The sequence below is a fragment of the Dialister sp. genome, assembly GCF_047832375.1.
Lineage (GTDB): Bacteria > Bacillota > Negativicutes > Veillonellales > Dialisteraceae > Dialister.
On sequence record NZ_CP181256.1, the window covers coordinates 562565 to 582652 of the forward strand.

The 20088-nt window shown below is 50.9% G+C and carries 18 protein-coding genes; 14 read left to right on the forward strand and 4 right to left on the reverse strand.

The genetic code is table 11. The features are described 5' to 3' along the window. Positions 1 to 268 precede the first annotated feature (268 nt). The 4 genes from ACFWUL_RS02395 to ACFWUL_RS02410 all read left to right on the forward strand — a co-directional run bounded on the left by ACFWUL_RS02395 (position 269) and on the right by ACFWUL_RS02410 (position 4360). Positions 269 to 1762: an ISLre2 family transposase gene (locus ACFWUL_RS02395; RefSeq protein ID WP_416176802.1), complete on the forward strand. Its 1494-nt coding sequence runs from the start codon at positions 269 to 271 to the stop codon at positions 1760 to 1762. A 136-nt stretch (positions 1763 to 1898) separates the two neighbouring features. Then, positions 1899 to 2756, forward strand: coding sequence for a hypothetical protein (locus ACFWUL_RS02400; protein ID WP_297021584.1), 858 nt, complete (start codon positions 1899 to 1901; stop codon positions 2754 to 2756). A 159-nt stretch (positions 2757 to 2915) separates the two neighbouring features. Next, positions 2916 to 3539, forward strand: coding sequence for an ECF transporter S component (locus ACFWUL_RS02405; protein ID WP_297021580.1), 624 nt, complete (start codon positions 2916 to 2918; stop codon positions 3537 to 3539). Positions 3540 to 3913: 374 nt separating this feature from the next. Then, positions 3914 to 4360 (forward strand): YaiI/YqxD family protein, encoded by a 447-nt coding sequence (locus tag ACFWUL_RS02410; RefSeq protein ID WP_297022461.1) that lies wholly within the window; start codon positions 3914 to 3916, stop codon positions 4358 to 4360. Between the two features lie 459 nt (positions 4361 to 4819). On the opposite strand, the gene ACFWUL_RS02415 is transcribed toward ACFWUL_RS02410, so the two are convergent. Further along, the gene (locus ACFWUL_RS02415; RefSeq protein WP_297022463.1) at positions 4820 to 5776 is read right to left on the reverse strand and encodes a DUF1858 domain-containing protein; all 957 of its coding nucleotides are present in this window, start codon (positions 5774 to 5776) and stop codon (positions 4820 to 4822) included. Between the two features lie 286 nt (positions 5777 to 6062). Then, a complete protein-coding gene (locus tag ACFWUL_RS02420) occupies positions 6063 to 7136 on the reverse strand; it encodes an IS630 family transposase (protein WP_416176725.1) in 1074 nt (357 codons plus the stop codon). A 273-nt stretch (positions 7137 to 7409) separates the two neighbouring features. Between ACFWUL_RS02420 and ACFWUL_RS02425 the strand changes: the two genes are divergently transcribed. The 3 genes from ACFWUL_RS02425 to ACFWUL_RS02435 are packed head-to-tail and all read left to right on the forward strand — an operon-like array spanning position 7410 to position 9859. After that, positions 7410 to 8573, forward strand: coding sequence for a M48 family metallopeptidase (locus ACFWUL_RS02425; RefSeq protein WP_416177699.1), 1164 nt, complete (start codon positions 7410 to 7412; stop codon positions 8571 to 8573). A gap of 52 nt (positions 8574 to 8625) precedes the next feature. Next, positions 8626 to 9570, forward strand: coding sequence for a D-alanyl-D-alanine carboxypeptidase family protein (locus ACFWUL_RS02430; RefSeq protein WP_416177700.1), 945 nt, complete (start codon positions 8626 to 8628; stop codon positions 9568 to 9570). Next, positions 9563 to 9859: an FtsB family cell division protein gene (locus tag ACFWUL_RS02435; protein ID WP_297023595.1), complete on the forward strand. Its 297-nt coding sequence runs from the start codon at positions 9563 to 9565 to the stop codon at positions 9857 to 9859. The genes ACFWUL_RS02430 and ACFWUL_RS02435 overlap by 8 nt, the downstream gene beginning before the upstream one ends. Before the next feature lie 745 nt (positions 9860 to 10604). On the opposite strand, the gene ACFWUL_RS02440 is transcribed toward ACFWUL_RS02435, so the two are convergent. Next, positions 10605 to 11159 carry an NAD(P)H-dependent oxidoreductase gene (locus ACFWUL_RS02440; RefSeq protein WP_416177701.1) on the reverse strand — a complete coding sequence of 185 codons (555 nt, stop codon included), beginning with the start codon at positions 11157 to 11159 and terminating at the stop codon, positions 10605 to 10607. Between the two features lie 243 nt (positions 11160 to 11402). Here ACFWUL_RS02440 and ACFWUL_RS02445 point away from each other — a divergent pair, with 243 nt between their 5' ends. The 6 genes from ACFWUL_RS02445 to ACFWUL_RS02470 all read left to right on the forward strand — a co-directional run bounded on the left by ACFWUL_RS02445 (position 11403) and on the right by ACFWUL_RS02470 (position 17708). Beyond that, positions 11403 to 11897, forward strand: coding sequence for a nitroreductase family protein (locus ACFWUL_RS02445; RefSeq protein ID WP_416177702.1), 495 nt, complete (start codon positions 11403 to 11405; stop codon positions 11895 to 11897). An 11-nt stretch (positions 11898 to 11908) separates the two neighbouring features. Then, complete coding sequence (locus ACFWUL_RS02450) at positions 11909 to 12250, forward strand: winged helix-turn-helix transcriptional regulator (protein WP_297020119.1); 342 nt, start codon at positions 11909 to 11911, stop codon at positions 12248 to 12250. 512 nt (positions 12251 to 12762) lie between these two features. After that, on the forward strand, positions 12763 to 13281 hold the full coding sequence (locus ACFWUL_RS02455) for an SRPBCC domain-containing protein (protein ID WP_297020121.1): 519 nt from the start codon (positions 12763 to 12765) through the stop codon (positions 13279 to 13281). A 16-nt stretch (positions 13282 to 13297) separates the two neighbouring features. After that, entirely contained in the window at positions 13298 to 14149 is an 852-nt protein-coding gene (locus ACFWUL_RS02460; RefSeq protein WP_297020130.1) for a type 1 glutamine amidotransferase domain-containing protein, read from the forward strand. Between the two features lie 2708 nt (positions 14150 to 16857). Beyond that, positions 16858 to 17358, forward strand: a complete 501-nt coding sequence (locus ACFWUL_RS02465) for a PaaI family thioesterase (RefSeq protein WP_416177703.1) — start codon at positions 16858 to 16860, stop codon at positions 17356 to 17358. Positions 17359 to 17363: 5 nt separating this feature from the next. Next, positions 17364 to 17708 (forward strand): heat-shock protein Hsp90, encoded by a 345-nt coding sequence (locus ACFWUL_RS02470; RefSeq protein WP_416177704.1) that lies wholly within the window; start codon positions 17364 to 17366, stop codon positions 17706 to 17708. A gap of 356 nt (positions 17709 to 18064) precedes the next feature. Here the strand turns inward: ACFWUL_RS02470 and ACFWUL_RS02475 are convergent, their stop codons facing one another. Continuing rightward, a complete protein-coding gene (locus tag ACFWUL_RS02475) occupies positions 18065 to 18478 on the reverse strand; it encodes an ACT domain-containing protein (protein ID WP_297022777.1) in 414 nt (137 codons plus the stop codon). A 743-nt stretch (positions 18479 to 19221) separates the two neighbouring features. Between ACFWUL_RS02475 and ACFWUL_RS02480 the strand changes: the two genes are divergently transcribed. Continuing rightward, positions 19222 to 19827 (forward strand): vWA domain-containing protein, encoded by a 606-nt coding sequence (locus ACFWUL_RS02480; RefSeq protein WP_297019265.1) that lies wholly within the window; start codon positions 19222 to 19224, stop codon positions 19825 to 19827. Positions 19828 to 20088 lie beyond the last annotated feature (261 nt).

The following is a 20088-nucleotide window of genomic DNA, read 5'->3' on the forward strand; positions in this document are numbered from 1 at the left end:
TCCGCCTGCGGCGCTTCCACCCGGTATTCCCGCCAGTCATTCGTGCCGTAGGCTTGCCAGCTTTCCTAGAAGCTAGCAGCTAACAGCTAGAAGCTCCGCACGAATGACTCTACCCACCAGCGTCGCCCCATCAGCTCGACAAACTGCTTAGTGTAAAATGTTTCTCGGTAGAGGATTTCTCCCCTGCTGGATAGAAAAGGGAAGAGTCCCCTTTGATGGAAATGTTATAATTTCCTTGCGACAAAATCAAAAGAAAGGACTCTTCCCAATGAGCATTTTATCAGAGAATATCGAACTTTTCAAACCTTTTATTCAGGAGGAAATTCTCAAGAGTATCAAGGATTCTAAGGATTCACTGGCCATGGAGCAGGTTCTCTGGCACCTCTTCACGGAACTCTTTGGCCTTCTTGTGGCGACGGCCTTCGAAATGATCGATGGCGAGCTGTACGATAGGGTCTACAAGCCTCAGGGGTGGCGGATTTCCCGGCGGGATTCCAGAACCATATACTGCCTGTTTGGTCCTGTCACCTACAAGCGGAGGCGGCTGGAGATGGCCGGAAAGCAGGGATTTTACCCGTTAGATAAGAAATTTGGATTTCTGCCTTCCCGTCACTATAGCATGGGAGTGATTCTGCGCATTGCGCAGGCTACCCAGGTTACCCAGTTCCGTAATGTGAGCCATATCGTGAAAATTCTGACCCAGACGGATATTTCACATCAGACAGTTTCAAATCTCAGCCGCGCTGCCGCCCAAATGGTCAGAAAATACGAAGCAGCAGATGCAGCTATGGAGCAGGCCGAGAAGAGAGTACCGGAGGACGGGCTGCTGGCTATTGAGGGCGATGGGATTGTAATGAAGCAGCAGGCGGACCCCGACACCGATACCAAAGGCGGCCAGAACATAGAACTTCACCGAATCCAGGTCTATGAGGGCGTCGAGAAGAATGGGAAACGTTCGAGACTGACAGGGTACCACTGCTTCTCTGGAACGGATAGGAAAAGGCTGGTTGAACTCGTCAAGGTGTGGGTGCATGGCCGGTACAATCTGAGCGAGATTACAGTACTTTCCAACGGGGATGGCGGAGCAGGATATAATTTCGGTGACTTCGACGATATAGTCGAGGGATGCAAGACACATTACCATTTCCGGGACAGATACCATGTGAATGAGAAAGTGCGGACCCGCCTCAGCTTCTGCCCACGTGGATTCATCGATAAATTCGTGCTTGAACTGAATAAGAGCAGAAATGTCATCACAGATATGAAGCCATATCTGGATGCGGCTGCCAGCTACGCAGAAACAGAAGAACAGGCCGAGCAGGTACGGAGACTGGCAGACTATCTGAGTCGCAACGCCGACTATATCCCGGGCATCCGGGAGCGCGGAATCCGAACCGATATCCACCTGGGGGCAGCTGAAAGCAACCACCGACGCTATAGCTACCGTCTGAAAAAGCAGGGGCGCAGCTGGTGCAGGATAGGTATGGATTCAATAGGCACGCTGATTACTGCTACCCAGAATGACACTTTGGAAAAAGCCCTGATTTACTGTGCTGCAGGCAAAGCCTACAAGAAGATGGACCGGCAGATGCATAAGGCGGTCGTAGCAGCCGTAAAAACGAACCGCAAAGCCGCCAGGGACGCTAAATGGCACAGGAACGCACGGAATTACCGTCCCGGGTGCCTGGAAGGCCGTATAGGCGTATATGGAGCGACTTCAACTCCGATGGGCCAGCTTGCTAAAGCGATACAGATTTATTGAGAAAGCAGAGGCTGGGAAACCTGATAACGTCGACTGTCAAATAAAGTACCGAGAAAACCTTGACACATACGACAAACTGAAATTGGCAGTACGGCATACGCCCGTTGTGATACAATAAGACCATTGAGGTGATAGGATGTTAAAAAATAAAGATTTCATAAAACAGATCCTCTGGCTCCTGGCACTGACAGTGCCCTGGGGGCTGGGGGGATTCGTGGTGCACACGGCTTTTTCCCTTTCCGCCGGAATCATTGCCTACTGGGTCATGGGACTTCTGGTGCCTTTTATATTTTACCTGGTCCAGACGAAGGGATGGGGCAGTGAACTTGGGGCGGCCCGGGCGGCGGCGCACCTTCCTCTCTGGCTGTCTCTGGTCCTTGTGGAAATGGTGGTTTTCTGGAACTATCTGCCTGCCATTGACAGAGCCTGGAAGACCACTCCCGTTCCTGTGGGAATCGGTGCTTTTATTGCCTTGTCCTTCTTCATTATCCTTGACTTTGTACTGGTGCGGAAGGTGACAGGCCTCTATTACAGCCTCAAAGAAAAAGGAGGCATCTGGAGCCTCTGGCTGGGCTCTTCCTACTTCAGCGGCCTTATCCCCGGTACCGCCATGGCGGCTTTCCTCTGGCTCTATTATGTCGGAGGGATGCGGCTCGATCCCTTTACGGCCTCCTTTTTCCTGATGGAAATCTTTGGCTTCGTTTTCTATGGGAAAATTCTTATCGCCATGATGACCTTCGGTATTTTTCTCTTTCTCGCACAGAAGGGAGAAAAGAGCCACCGCATTGTGACTTCTGTATTTACCGCCATCTTCTGGCTGCTCCTGCTCTTTATTCCCGTGGTTATTTCCGCAAGGATTACGGGAAATGGAAACTGGAGAGCCTACCTGGATCCGTCGTACCTGTCCGTATTTCCTTATCTCTCTGATCTCTGGCTTACGGGCCTTGCGCTCATGGGAGCGGAAAAGCTGACGGCATGGATTTTTAAGGCGTAAGGGTTGACAAGGACCGTTTTGTCGCTATAATTACAGTTGGCAGATAAAGGGACCCTGCTTTGCCGGTATCATATGTCGTGGGAGCCGGACCGCAGAGTGAGTATATCGCCAAATTTTACGGCTTATATCTCATGGAGAGTAAGAACGGAGGTTTTTAAAATGGAAAAAGTCAATCATGCCCCCCAGGAAAGTCACGTATTTTTGAGTATCCGCCAGCTTACGGTGTCAGGACTTCTGGCGGGCATTACTATTTTTCTCGGCCTTACGGGATATGGATTCATTCCGCTGGTGGTCATGGATGCGACAATCCTGCATATTCCTACCATTATCGGCGCCATTGCCGGCGGCCCTAAAGTAGGGGCCCTTGTAGGTTTCCTATTTGGCCTGTTCTCTTTCATCCAGAGTCTGCGGGCACCGAGCCTGCTCCTGCAGTTTGCGCTGCAGTATAATCCTTTCTACGATGCCTTTATCTGCATCGTTCCAAGAATCTGTATCGGACTCTTTGCCTGGTTCCTGTATAAACATATGCCCGGTCGGGAAGGTATCCGTACAGCCGTAGCGGCCATCGGCGGATCCCTCTGCAACACGGTCCTCTTCCTGGGTTCCTTCTTCCTCCTGGTGGGCGCTCCTTATGCAGCATCCAAGGGAATTTCCGTAGAAGCAGTAGGAGCAACGATTCTTGGTATTGTCGGTGTAAATGGCGTACCGGAAGCAATCGTTTCCGCCGTTATCATCGTTCCGGTGGTGACCATGCTGAAGAAATCCGGCTGGAAAATGAAATAAGAGTATTGCATCAAAGGGTCGTGAAAAATGGATGTCCATTTTTCACGGCTTTTTTCATGGGTAGATGGAGAAAATCGGACAATTGCGGTTTGGCGAGCTGTTAGAGTGAGCGGTTTGGCATGCTGTTGGACAGAGTCACTGGCAATGGGCTACTAGCTTCTAGCTGTTAGCTGCTAGGAAATCTGGCCCGCCTGCGGCGCTTCCTACCTGTTTCCATCAGTCATTCGTGCCGTAGGCTGTTGATCTTTCCTAGAAGCCAGGAGCTAGCAGCTAGAAGCTCCGCACGAATGACTCTACCCATCAGCGCCAAACCCAACAGCTCGACAAACTGAAATTGGCATATCTTCATCATTATCACATCAGGAAGGAGAGCTATGAAGATTCTTATCGACGGCGATGGCTGCCCGGTGATCAGGGAAACCGAAGAGGCCGCTTCCCTTTATGGATTGGAGACGATGATTTTCTGCGATACCAGCCACCGGATCATATCCGACAGGAGTCAGGTCTTCCTGGTGGACAAAGGCGCAGATGCCGCTGACTTTGCGCTCACTTCCCATATCTCTAAAGGCGATGTGGTGGTGACCCAGGACTATGGCCTGGCGGCCATGGCGCTGGCAAAGGGAGCCTTCGTATTCCATCAGGATGGCTGGCAGTATACGAAGGATAATATAGACCGGCTCCTTATGGAACGGTACGAGGCGAAGAAAGCAAGGAAATCAGCCAAGCATCACCTGAAGGAACCCCGAAAGAGAGAAAAAGAAGCGAATCGGCTATTCTTCGAGCGGCTGTCTCTGTTCTTACAGAACATAACGGAGGCTTGAAACTATTGCGGCTTGTCGAGCTGATGGTAACGAGAGGTGGGTCGGTGGGCCACTCGGATGGATGGGGCTAAGGGTTGTGGGCCAACCTGCGGCGCTTCCTACAGCTAACCTCCGTCGCCTTCGGCGCCACTGCCGGGCCGCAAAAGGAAAGCGCCTTAGTGTGCAGTAAAGGCGCAAACTTGGGCCCGGCTCGAGGGTCCTCTGCAGGACACCTCGCCTTCCAGGGAAGGAGGCTGTAACACCTTATGCCCCTGGTGCGAAGCACCTACAACCCGGTGAACGAGCGCAGCGATGTTCACCCACAACCCTTAGCTCCATTGACCCCGTTTGGGCCACTCACCAACCTCATCTGACAGCTCGCAATACTGAAATATTTCATACATTTCGTGCACAAGCAAAAGAGCATCGCAGGAATGGACTTCCATTCCTGCGATGCTCTTGCGTTAACGGATATTCGAATTACATTTCATCCTTGCCACGGAGACGTTCATCGCACTGGGCGATGAGAGCGTTCGTGTCGACTCCCGCATCCTGGCACATGGTGCCGATGGTGGTCTTCATGTCCGTAGGCATGGCGATATTTTTATTCTGGAATACAGGAAGCAGCTGGGGGTACAGGGTCAGGATCGTTTCCATGGGCGTATCCTTGGTGAGGAGAGGTTTCTTGTACTTGTCCGCAATGAACTCATTCATTTCGCCGATGATTTCAAAGACATCCATCCCGTGGGACTGGGCTGCCTGCCAGAGATTTTCATCGTAGGAAACAAAGCAGCCCACGCAGGACATGCCGTATTCCATGAGGAATGGTCCCATTTCCGGGTAAACCTGGATGATCTGCATGATGTTGTTTTCCGGACGGACAAAGTCTCCTTCCTGCAGCGGCGGTACGTCGGAGGCGCCGAATCCGCCGTAGTAATCGGCGGTGCCTTCATTGGAAGCGCCGGGCATGGTGTTTCCAAGCACCGCATCCCGGAAGGCTTCGTAGCCCATGTGGTCGATGAATTCTTCCAGGGACTGGTAATTTTCATGTTCCAGGTAGTAAGTGCAGGCTTTGGTCATGATGGCCAGGGCATCGGCGGGGAACTGGGCGAAGGCAAAGAATGTTTTCTTGCCGGTGTAAATATCCCAGCCGTCGGACATGCCTACGGCCCGGATGGGGAGAGGCGTAGTCATGGTGCAGGTGAGAATGCAGGAAGGCCAGGAACCGAAGGCCAGGAGGCCCAGGTCTTTCAGGGTGTCTTCCACGTCATCCTTTGCCAGACCGGAAATGATGGGACGGCCTTTGGGGTCCAGAATGTAAGTGCCCTCATGTTTGTCGGCCACTTCTTTCATCTTTTTCTTGAATTCACTTCTCCCTTCCTGGATATCAGGAATGAAATCAATTTCCAGGGAAAAGGTCAGGTTATCTGCTGTCATAAAAAACTCCTTTCAAAAGACTTCCCATGGTGGAAGTCATCATCTCACATTGATTCTCTTCTATTATAACAGATGAGCACAAGTAAATCGAGAGAAGTCGAATGAGGGCTATTTCGGTTTGTAGAGCTGATGGGTTTTGCATGCTGACGGGTAGAGTCACTCGCATGGAGCTCCTAGCTTCTAGCGGCTAGCTGTTAGGAAGGCTGATCCGCCTGCGGCGCTTCCACCCGGTATTCCCGCCAGTCATTCGTGCCGTAGGCTTGCCAGCTTTCCTAGAAGCTAGTGTCTAATTTCGTAAGTTTCCGATTGTATCCCTAAGTTGCGAACCCTTGACCTCACGTTTTTTCCAGCGGAACGGTTCTGCATGCTCATTGTAGGCAGCAATAAACTTTTTAATCGCTGACACAAGATCCGAAACAGAGTCAAAACTTGCCCCTCGGAGCACTTTTCGCGACATAATGTTAAACCATATTTCCACTTCATTCAGCCAGCTTGCTGACGTTGGTGTGTAATGAAAATGGACATTAGGATGCTTTTCCAGCCAGTCGTTTAAGCGCTTGTGCGTGCAGTAATTATCGACAATAATATGATATTGCACTTTGTCTCCACCCGGCTCACTTTTCAATAAGTCATCTAAAAATTCTTCAAAGTCCTCTCTGGTTTTTCTCTTTGTTGTCTTTCCATAAATTTGTCCGGTAGCTACCTCCAGTGCACCGAATAAATTTATTGTTCCATTCCTCCGATATGTGCTTTTCAACCCGCGCACAATTTTCTTGTTATGAGTAAGTACATATCCTTGGGCTCTACTTAAGGCCTGTATCGATGGTTTCTCATCAACGCTGATTACGACAGCATTCTCTGGCGGGTTCAAGTAAAGTCCCACGATATCAGCAGACTTTTTAGTAAACTCCGGATCAGTACTGACACACCAGGAACGCTGCCTTGCCAGCTGTATTCCTTCCTTTCTCATAAGTCGCCAAATGGCAGCCTTTGAGACATTCAGAACTCTTGCCAGTGTAGGACCATCCCAGTGTGCTAGCCCGTCTGGAGGCGCTTCCTTCAGCTTATTTAACACCATTTCGCGGAATTCCGGTCCATATTGAGCAGTACGGCCCCGCCTTTTCTTATCCTGTAGTCCAGGGATGCCCTGTTCAGCGAAACGATTCCGCCAAAGGCTAACGGTATTGGGGCGTTCCCCCAACTTAGCCGCGATATCCTTGATTTGCATTCCATCAAGACATAGAAGAACCATTTTTGCACGTCTTACAATGCGATGCTCTGTTTTTTGAGAGTTTACGATTTTATGCAGTTCTATGCGTTCGCTTTCGGAGCAGCGTATTTGCTTAGCAACTTTTGGCATAACGTTATCCCCCCCTGCAATTTGCATTTATCTGGAATAAGTATACCATTATTTGCTGTGTCCGGCAATACAATCTATTATTTATGAAATTAGACACTAGCAGCTAACAGCTAGAAGCTCCGCACGAATGACTCTACCCACCAGCGTCGCCCCATCAGCTCGCAATACTGAAATAGTCCATATCCATCTATTTCAAAAACCTCATACCACGGGACCCGTAAAAATGATACAATATACGAGACTTACCTGTATTCCCCCGGGAGGCATGAGAATATGAAACAATGGAAGAAAAAAATGACGGCTGCCCTGCTGGCGGTGGCCTGCATCAGCGGCCTGGCGGCGCCGGTAGAAGTGGAAGCGGCCACAACAACCCAGAAGATTCTCTATGGGGCGGCGGCACTCCTTTTCATTTCCAACTATTACCAACGCCTGGATGACCATGGGGGACAGCAGTTCCTGGCCCAGTGCCAGCAGCAGACCGGCGTCTACGACTCAGCGGAAGCGGATAACCGGGTGCAGGATATTTATCGGAATCTCCGTGATACGGGGGCCGTGGATCGGGATTACAAAGTCTATGTGGCCCCTGATGAAGACATCAATGCATCCATGAGCCTGGGCGGCGTGCTCTGTGTCAATAAGGGCTCCCTCGATGCCTTCGACGACGATGAACTGGCCTATGTCATGGCCCATGAAATTTCCCACGGCGAGAAACGGCACAGCGTGAACGGTGTCAAAAAGCGGGTGGGACTCATTACGGCCCTGGATATTTATCTGGGAAGCGATGCGTCCTATGGAGAGTACCTTCTGGGAAATATCGCGGCCAACTATGTTTCCAATGCCGTATTTACGAAGGACCAGGAAAAGGAAGCCGATGACTGGGGATTCCAGTACCTGGTGGAAGCGGGGTATAATCCCGGCGCCGGGGCAGCGGCCATGCAGGTGCTCTATGACAAGTATGGCGAGAGTTCTCCTTCCGGCATCAAGTCGGTACTGGCTCCCGGCAACCATCCGAAAACCAGCGACCGCATCAATAAGAACCTGAAATGGATGAAAACCTATTCCGGCGGCCATGTGGACGTGAAGGACGGGTGGATTCTTGTCAATGGGGAAAAGGCATTCCAGCCGGAAGCGGCCGGCCGGTATACGGATAAGGAGAGAACCTGCCTCACCGCCGGCAAGCTGGACAAATTATACCATGCAGGGCAGGTACCGGACGCAGTGCTGGAGGATAATACCATCTACTGTGGAAGCACCGCGGTCTACAGTCTGTCTTCTTCGGAAAACGGGAAACTCTACGTGGATAACCTGAATAAGGGGATTGCTAAAGATCGGGGAGAAAAGGTGAATGAAAAATTTGCTATTGATTCCCGGAAGGCCAAGGTAGCGGCAGATCAGGCAAAGGCGGAAAAACAGGCCGCCACTGTATCGGCCGATTGAATCGAGCCTGGTCGGCAGGCATCACTAAGAAAGGAAAGTTATTATCAAGATTATGAAGAAATTACTGGCCCTGGTTGTTTTGTTTATTGTATGTGCAGGCGTGGCTTTCGGCATCCTGGCCCTCATTACGCCGGAGCCGCCGAAGAAGCCGGAGCTCCCACCTCCGCCGGCTACCGGAGCCGTGTCGGCGGCTCTCATTGATGGAAATACGGGAGAAATGCTGGCAGATAAGGAAGGAACCCTTCGAGTGTATCCGGCCAGCACCACTAAAATCCTGACCACCATCATTGCCCTGGAAGAAGGAAAGGACAAGCTGGAACAGAATGCGGTGATTTCGGATCGGGCCATCAAACAGGACGGCACGAACCTGGGTATCCGCAAGGATATGCCCATTTCCCTGCACCAGATGCTCTATGGCATGATGCTCATCTCCGGCAACGATGCGGCCGTGGCTACAGCGGAGACCGTAGGCGGTTCCTATGATCGCTTCGTGGAAATGATGAATGAGAAGGCCGCAGCCATCGGGGCCCATGATTCCCATTTCGCCAATCCCAATGGCCTCACGGACCCAAACCATTACACCACCGCCGAGGATATGGTGAAGATTGCAGCCTACGCCATGAAAAATCCCGATTTTCGGGATATCGTGAAATGGAAGACCTATCCCATGACCTACAGAAATGGCATTTATCGGAATGTACAGAACCGGAATGAATTCCTTTCCAGCGGCTATGAAGGAGCAAACGGCATCAAGACCGGAATGACCGAAGCCGCCGGGGACTGCCTCGTAGCATCGGCAGAAAGAAACGGAAAGCTCATTATTGTCGGCCTCTATAATGACCCGAAACGGTGGCAGGATGTGAAGACCTGGCTGGACTACGGCTTTGCGGCAGCCCAGGCGGAAGATGAGTACCGGGCAGCACTGGCGGCAGAACCGGGCATTTATAAGTTCGTGAACCGGGTGCTGGGAAAGGAACCAAAGGAGTCCCATGCGTAAGAAAAAGACACCTCTCCTGAAGCGGCTCTTCCCCCACAGTCCCCTCCTTCGCATCATCTTCGTCATCGTCATGGTGATTACGTCTTACGTGGTGGTGCAGAATGTATACCACTTCGTCAAGGTGCAGCAGCAGGAAGCGGAACTGGTACAAGAAAAGGCCCGGCTGGAGCAGGAGAAAGAAAACCTGGAAACCCAGAAGGAGGACCTGCAGGATCCTTCCAAACTTGAAAAGAAAGCACGGGATGAACTGGGCCTCGTGAAACCGGGGGAAGTGCCCTACGTGAAATAGGACCGATGTCCGGTGGAACGGCGGCTGGGCATGCGTGTGAACGGGCGGGAGCTTTTAGCTGCCGGCAACTGGCCGGTCAGTTGCCGGCGCTTTCTGCAGTATCCGTTTGCGGCTGGCACCGTATATGGAAATCCTACATATTGTCTTCAGAATATATTCTGTTAACCTCGACTCGTCATCTCGAGCGGTGGCAGCAGGCTGGTTATCTGTGATAGTAAGGGAAGCGCTGATTAATTCGCAGAGTCAGATTTCATAAGGATTTTTATGCACTGCTTCGTCATAAATCGGCCAAGGATAAAAGGAAGGCGCTTTTATGTGCAGAGAAAGTGTGCAGGTCCTGCATAGGACCTGCAAGCCAGCCGCACATTGGCGCTTTACCTGCCCATTAAAGCGCTCTCCTTTTAGCGGCTGGCCGATCAACTTACCTTGGCTCAGCAGTCCTATGCAGGACTGCTGCCTTAAATAGCTCGCTATTTGGGTCGAGCTATTCCTCGCATTGCATAAAAATCCAAGAATGAAATCTGACAACGATTTAATCAGTGCTTCCTAAGAAATGCTACAGCTTCGAGGAGTCGAGAGATCTCGCCGATCAATGACTGTGACGGTATGACAGATATAGGTTTGAGGAAAATATTGTGAAAGTTGAGGATCCGCAGCGGAACTGCGGATGGCATCCTAAAAAGGAGCTGTGAATGAAAATTTCTTCATTCACAGCTCCTTTTTACATGTTTTTTATCAGAATGATTCAGAATTGTTTCAGCCTTTCCAGAAGGCGGCGGCCATGGTCTTTGGAGTTTTCGATGACCCGCCGGCGGTCTTCTTCAGTGCTGACGCCGGGAATATAGGCGCTGCCGAAGCTGTATACCGGGGGTTCGTAGACCATGTGGCAGAGCTCTGCCATCTGTTCGAAGTTGTAGAGGAATTCTTCCACCGGATGCCTGTTCTGGCCTCCCCTCCGGTAATGGTCACTGCCGCCGCCTACGGTGAAGGATAACATGAGATGCTTGCCGGTGAGGGCGGTGCCTTTGGAACCGTAAGCAAAGCCGTGGGCAAAGACCTTTTCTACCCAGTTTTTGATGATGGCAGGATAGGAATACCAGTAGAGGGGAAACTGGAATACGATGACATCTGCCTGCTTTACATATTTCTGTTCTTCTTCCACGTCCAGATCCCAGCCCAGAAGGTCCAGGCGCCGGAGGGTGCAGGAAAGATCCGATTTGCCCAAAGTTTCCAGAATGGTTTTATTGGCCAGGGAGGACTTCAGGTCCGGGTGGCCGGAAATGATTAAAATATTTGCCATAATAGTCTCCTTTCCTTGTTACAGGGATTGAATGAACTACATTATAGGGATATAGGGACGAATTGGGAAGAATGCACTTATAAGTCACGAAGTGAGAAAATAGAAACTGCAAGGACGGTAAGTATGGAAAAAGTAAGTGACTCACTCCAAAGTACATTCTTACATAAAAATCAGTTTTAGCTTAAAATGTAGCTGATGAAGAAAAGGAGACCGTCCCCTGCGGACTCCGGAAAGGAAAACGAAATGGATGAAATTTATACAAGAGTCAGTGTCCGGCAGTTTGAAGACCGGCCTGTGGAAAAGGATAAGATAGATAAAATACTTTCTGCCGCCATGCAGTCACCCTCTGCCGGTGATGAAGAGGCCTGGCGGTTTTATGTAGTGACGGACAGGGATATGCTGGAAAAACTTTCCAAGGCCAGCCCCTATGCCTCTCCGGCGGCCCATGCTCCGGCGGCACTGGTGATTTCCTGGGACCGGGAATCCCTCCGGTTCCCGGAATTTGGAGAAATCGACTGTGCCATTGCCTCAGAAAATGTGCTCCTGGCTATTGAAGGTCTGGACCTTGGAGGAGTCATGCTGGGCATAGCGCCTATCCGGGAGAGAATGGACGCAGTTCATACCATTCTCCGGATGTCGGCCAATGAAGGGGCCTTTACGGTGATTCCCTTTGGCTATCCGAAACGTAAAGGAAAAGCGGGAAGCCGGTTTGATAGTAAGAAAGTTCATTACCTTTGAAAGGAGCCAGTATGGAAGAAATTAAAGTATTCAATTGCCCTGTAGAAGCGACACTCTCCGTTATCGGTGGCAAGTACAAATGTGTCATCCTTTATCACTTGTCCCACGAGACCCTCCGTTTCAGCCAGCTGCAGCATATCATCCCCCACGTCACTGCCAAGATGCTGTCCCAGCAGCTTCATGACCTGGAGGACCGGGGACTGATTCATAAAGAAATCTATCCCGTAGTGCCACCGAAAACAGAATATAGCCTCACGGAATTCGGCAAAACCCTTTCCCCCATCGTAAATGCCATGTGTGACTGGGGAAATACCTATATGAAAGACCAGATCCATCCGGTGGAACTCAAGTGACCCTGGAGCCATGGAAAACCATGGCTCTTTTTTGATGCTCTTTAGCAGGAAGCGCTGTGTCCGGTTATAGAGTGTAATGAGGCGAATCTGGCTTCCTTGAAAAAGCTGGTTGGCTGCCAATTACACACCCTTGCCTGCTGTATTGGATTTTTCCCGATGGGGGGAAGGATCCTGGCTCCCCCCATCGGGCTAGCTGCCGAAGGCTGAGGGGGTGCATTTCGTGATGTCTGTTTTGCTACAGTTATGAAACTGAAATACCATTTGATCGTCTGCAGACAAAGAGATCATTATTCCTGTTTTATGGAATATACAAAAAGTAACTATCTGACTTTAAAGTGCATTCTTACGAAAAAGCAAATACTACGCTATAATACACCCAGACTTAAGGAAGCAGGGAGCCAGCCTTTGGGAGTATGGCCTCCTGTTCCATGGAACCGGTTCAGGGGAAGGACGCTTCCCGTCAGATACTGTGATATATTTCATAAATTTTTCCATAAGGAGATTATAACCCCATGTTAAACGAAATCAACTGGCCGGAAGATTACCTCCCCGGCTTTACAGACAACTTTGCTTCCAATGAAATCATCGTTCCCGGCATTACGGCTAAAGAAGTATTCGAAAACCTGCTGGATACCTCCATCTGGCCCACCTACTACGACAACGTGGCGGATGTCTATTTCTACGACCATGATGGCCCGGTACTGAAAGAAAATACCCGTTTCCGCTTCAAGACCTTCGGATTCCCTGTGGAAGCACAGATCATTGAATTCGAAAAACCGGCAGATGGAAAGCCGGGCCGCCTGGCATGGCATGGATGGTCCGAAGGTGATGCGGACCATCGTCTCGATGTGGTTCATGCCTGGCTCATTGAGGACATGCCCAAAGGCCGCGTACGCATCCTGACCCAGGAATCCCAGAAGGGTAAGCCCGCCAAGGACCTCTTCAATACTCATCCGGACACCATGAACATTGGCCACCAGGACTGGGTGAAAGGCCTGGCAGCTACCGTACTGAAAGCACATAAAAAATAAAAAAGGAGAAAATAAGATGAAACTGACAAAAATGAAACTGGCCGCAGCGGGCATGATGATTGCTTCTGCATTACTGGGAACCGTAACTGCCAATGCAGCCGATACAAAAGGCAAGATTCTCGTCATTGCTTCCGGCGAGGACCAGATGACCCTCAAAAATGGCTCCATTATGAACGTAGGATTCTTCCTCAATGAATTTGCAGTGCCCTCCCAGTACCTAGCCGGCGAAGGCTATGAAATCGTACTGGCTACCCCGGAAGGCAAGAAACCGGTGATGGATGCCAGCTCCAACGATAAGGCATTCTTCAATGGCAGCGAAGAAAGAAGAGCTTCTGCAAAAGCATTCACCGACAACCTGACTCCTATTTCCTTCAAGGAAGCCCTGGCCCACCTCAATGACTACAAGGCCATCTTCATCCCCGGCGGCCATGCGCCCATGACGGACCTCATGCAGAGCAAGGACCTTGGAACTATGCTCCGCACCTTCCATGAAGAAGGAAAGCCCACAGCCATGATCTGCCATGGACCGGTGGCAGCGCTGGCAGCCCTTCCCAATGCAGCAGCCTATCGGAAAGACCTGGTGGATGGTGACTTTGCCAAAGCCCAGGAAGATTCCAAAGACTGGATTTATAGCGGCTACCACATGACAGTCCTTTCTGACGGCGAAGAATGGCCGGGAGAACTGGCTAAGGGTACGGAAATGCCTTTCCATGTGGAACAGGCCCTCCAGATTGCCGGCGGCTACATGGAAGAAGGGGCCCTTTACCAGAGCCACGTGGTAAAGGATCGGGAACTGATTACCGGACAGAACCCGGCCTCCGATATCGCCCTGGCTAAGGCCCTGGTCAGCGCCATCGAAGGTAAATAACGGAGAGATAAAAACTGTGAAGATGGATGTCCGTCTTCACAGTTTTTTTATTGCCCTGATTATTGGGCTGATAGCTTACAGCTATCCGCTGACAGAGGCCCCGCGGCTGCCGCCGCAGAGACGATAGAAAATAGATGATAGATGATAGATGATAAATAGAAGAGGGACAGCCTGCGGCATTTTCCCGGTATCTGTCAGCGGCTGATTCCCCGCAAGCTGTTAGCGGATAGCGGAAAGCAATCCCCTCAATCTCGACCTCGATCTCAATCTATTACCTGCATGGGGACACTTACTTTTCAATTTATTTGAAAAAATTTCACTTTCCATGTTCACAAAATGGGACTTTTTGCAATGTATATAGTAGAGGAACAAAAAGTTTTTGGATGGATAGATTTTTCCTTCTGATTTCCCAAGTGCCGGCTGCGGGAAGAATTGATGAAGGATGTCTCTATGGACGTCGACTTGAGTTCTTCTCCTGACTGGCCGAAAGGCCAGCAAACACCGCATGTTGATTTTTCATTAAATTTATGAAATGATTTAGACATTTGGTGCTTTCCCGTTATGTATATAGTAGAGGGATGAAAAAGGCCCGCGGGTTGAAAAGTGGATTCCCCGTTTTCCTGAGTGCGCGCTGTGGAAAGAACCCTGGGAATCCAACGGACATCGGTACCGCCTTTGGAAGTCCCTCCCTCAATGGCCATCGAGGATGGCGAGGATCCAGGTCCAGGTCCAGGTCTAGATCTAGGCGGATAGCCGCGACGGCGGCGAATCGACTAGCCACTAGATCTAGCCACTAGCCACCTTGCCACAATCCGGATAGCGGAAAATGATTCACAACACCATAAGACCCAAGGACTTTTCGATAGCTCATGCTTTTGCCTCTTTGACGACTAGTTCGGCTTTTGGGGAAACTTCGGTTTCCATCCTTACGCCGGCGCCTGATTCACTGGACAAATTCCTGCATCTTACGGACACCGGGTCTTGTTGGTGTTTTTTATTTTGCCATGGTAAGCCGTGAGTGTGAACCGGCGGGGCCTTGAGCCTTTTGCCTTGAGCCTTGAACTGGTCGGCGGCGTTGCCGCAAAGATAGCGGCGCAAATCATGTAGCGTTGCCTTTTATGTTGCATTTAGCGGCTGTGCCGCAGTTGGAATCCTAAAGACTCTGCACAAAAATCGTGTAATTGTCTCTGCAGTAGGCTCTCTTCTCTGAAGAGAGCTGCCCACGGGGCTGAGAGATGGGGATGGCAGCGCCGCAGGCGAATCCCCTCGATCTCGACCTCAATCTCGATCTCGATCTCAGTTACCTGCAGGGCCGGACTGGCTTACTGCTTAAAGCTGAGAGCTCGAAGCCGTGAACGCCATTTTTGTTCCTAAATTAGATGGGACAATTTTACTTTCTTTTGGACTATACAGGTGAGAAGCGGAAAGGCCGGATGGAATTTCTCCCCTGCCGGTGGTACTCAGCCCATGGGACCGGAAAAGGGAAAAAGGACGTCTTCATATGATTCTGCCCCTCCAGCGCGCTGAAAAGAAATCGGCCGCGAAGCGGTTAAAGGTCTAGATCCAGGTCTAGATTTCCAGCGGCTTTGCCGCAGGTTTCTACACAACTACACAGAAACTCCTGAAGAAAGACCTGTCAGAAATTATGAGCGGCCGTTTGACCACCTCGCTCTTCCCTGACGACACAGACATCCCGCTTTGCGGTTACCCCTGGCGGATCATGGAAGAAGATGGTACAGGCCCCACTCTGCATCGGCATTGGGATGAATCAGGAGTTTTTGTAGTGGAATAAAGGGAATTTTTGTTGTTCAGCGGCTATGCTGCAGAGATGATAGATGATAGTCAGGCTTACAGCTATCAGCTGACAGCTTACCGAAATCCAGCAGCTGCTGTAGCACGGTTCTTGCAGCGCCCATTATGAAAATGGATTGCAGCTTTGCCGCATGTAGAATAGTAATAACCATTTTCTTGAAATATTGCACTATCCGCAATGCGATCGGGCAGGCGACAAAAGGAAAGCACTTTAGTGTGCAGCAAAAATACCAATGTACGCCTGCCCTGCGTATCCTCTGCAGGACACGCACATCTCGAGCGGTGTGAGCATGCTGATTGATTCAACACTTAAAAATAGCCACAGCAACGATGAGCCCTGAGATTTCTCAGAAAAATGATTATGATGGGGCTTTCAAGGAAAATTGAGATTTGGAGTCTGGCCTGCGTCGAGTCTATCAGCTAACCTCCGTCGCCTTCGGTGTCACTCAAAAGGAAGGTGTCCTGTTGTGCAGTATAGATACCAATTTAGTGAAAACTCGAGGGTTCTCTGCTAAAAACCTCTCTTTCCGAGGAAGACGGCTGACGTATAGCGGCTTCGCCGCAGTTGGGCCCCTAAAGGCTCTGACTCAAAAGCGTGCAAATGCCACTACACAAGGCGCCGTCTTTTTAGTTACTAGACGCTGCCCACGGGGCTGAGGTTGGCTGACGGAAAATAATGGATGCGCCGCAGGCTGGCTGGCTTCCTGGCAGCTAGAAGCCCCCACAAGTGTGAACGATCATTCAACCATCAGTCATCTGGTCCTCAGGGCCTGAGCTCAATGCTCCAAAGTTCATCCCAGGTCACATACCGAACTTTGCTGCCTATGAGCCTCCTGTTTCAGCAGATGGTATAATAACTATGTAACCACAACCATTTCATTTCCCAGGAGGATTCCATGATACAGGACGAACTGTTTCCTATGAATGATAAAGAAAAAGAACTTCTCAAAAGGGAGGAGGAAGAGGTGGGGCACCGGCTGGAGGAAATCCATGGGGGTCCGGAGTATGGCATGTGCTTTGCCTGCGGGGAGAAGAATCCCATCGGCCTCCATCTCCATTTCTTTGAAACCGCTGACGGCTGCATTTCCTTTTTTACTCCTTCCCACGAGCACCAGAGCTACAATGACCGCATGCATGGGGGACTTATTATGACTCTTATGGATGAGGTCATGGGAAACTACCTGTTCCTGAAAACCGGTATCCCTGCGTATACGGGAAAGATGGAGTCCCGTTTCCGTTCGCCTATTCTCATCGGCGAAACGGTGAAGGTGGTGTGCCGGGAAGTAAAACGGAAGGGCCCCCTGGCAGTGATGGAGGCCGAAGTGATGCATGAAGACGGGACGGTGGCAGCAGAAGCCCTGTCCCATATGATGTTTGAAAGACCGAAGAAAGGATGATCCCTATGGCAAAAGAAGAAATTCTGGAAAAAGTGAAGGAAGTCAGAAATGCACCAAGCTGCTATGAAGGACTGAAGAAGGTCTGCGATGAATACCTGGCAGCTGCCGGGACGGCGCAGGAGGCTGGGGTATCTAAGAAACTGAAGGCGGAATTGAAGGAAGATGTGTGCTCCATTGACCATGTAATTCCGTTCTTCGAGTCTGAAGAGGGAACCAAAGTTTTTGGCGCCGACCAGGCAAAGGCACTCTCCAAGGCTGCCCATGAAGCAAAGGATAAAGGGGTCAAGTACTGCATCTGCCCGGCCTGCACCGCCGGTGGCTGGCTGCTGGACCATCAGGATGAGTTCTGAGCTGGAGGTAAGCGAGGATGCCAGGCATGCGTTGGGGTGGGTCACGAGCCTTGCGCAGTGAGCCCTGGGCCTTGGACTGTACAGCCGCTATGCGGCGGATTTGCATGCTGGTGGATAGAGTCGTTTGTGCGGGGCTTCTAGCCGCTAGCTGTTAGGAAAGCTGGTCCGCCTGTGGCACTTTCCAATTCATGTTCCAACAGTCACTTGTGCCGTAGGCTGCCGAGCTTTCCTGGCTGCTGACAGCTAGAAGCTAGAAGCTCCATGCGGTTGACTCTGTCCATCAACATCGGATCCCATTAGCCACTTAAAAAACCCGGAAAAGTGAGAAAACACTTTTCCGGGCTTTTCTTATGCTATTAGAACCGATCCAGCAGGTGGTATCCCTTGCCTTTGAGAAAGGCTTCCGTTTCCGATTCGGTGGTGCTGAAGACGGCGATAGGGGAGCCGCTCTGGCGGTCGAAGGAAATATAGAGGTACCGGATCATGACGTTTGCATTCTGGAGGTCCGAGAGAATATGGTCCAGGGTGCCGGGCTTATCGGATTTCATGTCCACTGCCAGGACCAGGTCCACCCGGCACTGGTAACCCGCTTCTTCCAGGGCCTTCAGGGCGTCATCGGATTTATCCACGATGAGTCGGATGATACCGAATTCTGCGCTGTCCGTAGCCAGCATGGTGTAAATATTGATGTTGTTCTTTGCCAGGATGGTGGTCATCCGGCTGAGTGCGCCTTTTGTATTGGCGGCGAAAATGGATACCTGGTGTAACATAGTCTGTCCTCCTGTTTATCTAATTATAGAGATTTTATCATAAATGGAAATGGCAGGGAAGAAGATTTCTCTGGGTCAATAAAATTTTCTGGCTATTGGCGCTGGTTAAGGAGGAGCTGCGTGTCCTGTGAACGTATGTGAGCATTTGAGCCTTTAGCCTTGAGTTTGGTCAGGCTCTTGGGACCAGTGGATGGCCGCCAAGCGGCTTGGGATATGGCAGTAAACGTTCTGAGCGGCTTTAGCGGGAGCCCCCTCCGACTCGCTTCGCTCGCCACCTCCCCCATAGATGGGGGAGGTAAAGACAGAACCCAGCGGCGAAGCCGCTAAAGGCACCCAAACCTTCCCTCTTTAGAGGGGAAAAGTAAACGGACAGAAGTCGCTGATAGTCATGCTATAAGGAGCCTTGTATATAGGTCATTCTCATGGTTTGGGGCAGAGTATTCAGGACGCAGCCGCAGCGAAGCTGAAAAATACATAATTACATAATCTGCGGCGCTTTATGAATTGTGCGCCGCTCCTTCCTCTCGGGCGAAGCCCGTCCCCCCTTAAGCCACCTCGCCGAAGGCGTTACCCTTTAGCCACTTTTCAGCCAGGATAGGATTATCCCCAATATGCTTGAGATAAGACACCAGTCCGATTTGTCTCTTTACAGGCGACCACGGGGGGCTTTCTTTCTGCTACCCTAGAGGCAGAGATAGTTACAAAGTGGTACGAAGCCCTACGGCTTCAGACAGGAGGCTATTATGGAAAGCGGAAAAGACAGGACGGAACTGGTATGCATCATTGATAAGAGCGGATCCATGTCGGGGTATGAGGACGATACCATTGGCGGATTTAACGGTTTCATCAAAAAACAGAAGGAGCTCCCCGGGGAGTGCCATGTGACCACCATCCTTTTTGATGGTTCCCTCTATCTTCTCCATGATCGGGTGGACATCAGGGCAATGAAAAAGATGACTGCCCATGACTATGTGGCAGGAGGATGCACGGCCCTGCTGGATGCAGTGGGCATGGGCATCGATAAGACCGTGAAGTATGTGAAATCCATTCATCCGGAGTTCGCCCCGGACCATGTGATTTTCTTCATTACCACCGATGGCATGGAAAACGCCAGCACCCATTACAGCCGGCGGAAGATCCAGCATATGATCAGCGTGGAAAAGGAAAAATACCACTGGGATTTCATTTTCTCCGGCGCCGGTATCGACGTGAAGGAAGCGGCCAGGGAAATGAATATCGACGAGGACAAGGCCTACAGTTATGAACGGACCCCGGATGGTATTGCCCGGAACCTGGAATGCGCCTGTGACATGGTTACCGGCTGCCGGGGAATCAGACGGAGGAAGTGAGTGATGCCTCATGCGTGTATATGGGGCTAAGGGTTGTGGGTCGGGCGCCGCTGCGCTGGTTCGACCGGGTTGTGGCTTTTTAAGGCTTACGCCTTACAAAAGCAGGGTCATAAGGTTGAATAGCCGCCTTTGGCGGCGAATCCACCAACAGCCCCCGGTGCGAAGCACCCACAACCCGGTTGGCGAGCGCAGCGATGCCAACCCACCACCTTTAGTCCCATTCATGCGTATGGCCTTATGTTCGCCTCGGTTATAATAGAG